The sequence below is a fragment of the Arthrobacter sp. Y3225116 genome (assembly GCF_059091245.1).
This window is the reverse complement of sequence record NZ_JBNHGL010000563.1, coordinates 1-446: the sequence shown is the minus strand read 5'-3', so window position 1 is coordinate 446 and position 446 is coordinate 1. Positions and strand designations below refer to the sequence as shown.

Annotated in this window: 1 protein-coding gene; it reads right to left on the bottom strand. The window is 72.0% G+C overall.

Annotated elements, in window-relative coordinates:
• A partial coding sequence (locus AC5RV2_RS18970) for a DUF6457 domain-containing protein (RefSeq protein WP_494093613.1) occupies nucleotides 1-218 on the bottom strand: 218 nt, incomplete at its 3' end.
• Nucleotides 219-446: the final 228 nt, after the last annotated feature.

Here is a 446-nt window from a genome sequence, read left to right as displayed (position 1 = left end):
GCGTCAGTCCGTGCCGCTGCGCCAATTCCGTGGCGGTGGCCGGCTGCCGCGTAGCCCACCACGAACGTGGTCAGCGGCGCCGCCGGTCGGATCACGCTGTGCGCCGCAACGCCGGCCAGTCCCAGCACCGCGTCGATGTCGACCGGTGTGTCTTCGATTTCCAGCGCCTGGAGCAGTTCGCTGACATAGGGGGAGAGCTTTTCGGCCGCTCCGGACACAATGGCCTCCGATCCGCCCGCGCGCGGGCTCGTACAACGTTTGCTTCAGGCTACGGGGCGGGCCGGGCAATGCCAAAGCGGCCGGCGTCCTGCCAGGTGTCGACGTCGGAGGTGTGGTCCCCTGACGGACCCTCGAGCCTGATCTCGGCGGCGGGCAGGCTGCCGAGCAGCCGCCTGACCGACTGGCCGGCCAGCCCGGCCGCTCCCCCGGCGTTCCGCACCGCGGCC